This window comes from Acinetobacter sp. GWC1_38_13 (assembly GCF_001767535.1).
GTDB lineage: Bacteria > Pseudomonadota > Gammaproteobacteria > Pseudomonadales > Moraxellaceae > Acinetobacter > Acinetobacter junii.
This window is the reverse complement of sequence record NZ_MELG01000084.1, coordinates 1-821: the sequence shown is the minus strand read 5'-3', so window position 1 is coordinate 821 and position 821 is coordinate 1. Positions and strand designations below refer to the sequence as shown.

The following is an 821-nucleotide window of genomic DNA, read 5'->3' as shown; positions in this document are numbered from 1 at the left end:
GAATTGATTATGTTTAATCCTAATGTCGTTGTAAAAAATATCGTAACGCAATCTGGCGTAGAAAATACAGTGACTTTAATTGCTCGTATTTTAATGGCCTATATCTTCATTATTGCTGGATGGGGTAAATTGACCGCATATGGTGCTACAGCTGGCTATATGGAGTCGATGGGAGTTCCAGCGGCATTATTACCGATCACAATCTTGGTTGAGTTTGGTGGTGGATTAGCTCTGTTATTCGGTTTCCAAGCTCGTTTAGCTGCTTTGGGTTTGGGAGTGTTTAGTATTATTACTGCATTCATCTTCCATGGCACAGATGATCAAATGCAACAGATCAACTTTATGAAAAACCTAGCAATGGCGGGCGGATTATTTTACTTAATGCTTTATGGTGCAGGTCGTCTGAGTTTAGATCGCGCAATTGAAAAATAAACAATCAGTTTCAAAAAAGCCCCACTTTTGATGGGGCTTTTTTACATCCTTGGAATTTACCGTTTATTACAAAAAATGATCTCACTGTTTATCGAAATTAGTTTGAATATTAAAGGATTAAATTGTTTGGAATGAATCAATGAGAACAATAAGCCTAGGTTTAATGATCGGTCTTTTATCAATAGCTGCAAGCCACACATGGGCTGGAAAACAAGATGCTGTACTGTTGAAAGAAGCAGCTCAAAATAGTGTGCTGGTGAGGGATATCGTCAAATACGCAGATGAAACTGGTGTAACGCTCACAGGAAAAATTAGCAAACATTTACACAGTGATCATTATGAATTTCAAGATCAGAGTGGCAGCATTGTTGTAGAAATTGATGATGATT

2 protein-coding genes are annotated in these 821 nt (G+C 37.5%); both read left to right on the top strand.

The annotated features are described in order from the left end of the window. The first annotated feature begins 9 nt into the window (after positions 1–9). Positions 10–432, top strand: coding sequence for a DoxX family protein (locus A2003_RS08730; RefSeq protein ID WP_286687180.1), 423 nt, complete (start codon positions 10–12; stop codon positions 430–432). Positions 433–571: 139 nt separating this feature from the next. After that, positions 572–821, top strand: a 250-nt coding sequence (locus A2003_RS08725; protein ID WP_286687173.1) for a NirD/YgiW/YdeI family stress tolerance protein, incomplete at its 3' end; no start/stop codon positions are given.

Bases quoted from the DNA above. Each gene is read 5' to 3' on its own strand.
- A2003_RS08730 (WP_286687180.1), top strand. From the start codon at position 10: ATGTTTAATCCTAATGTCGTTGTAAAAAATATCGTAACGCAATCTGGC.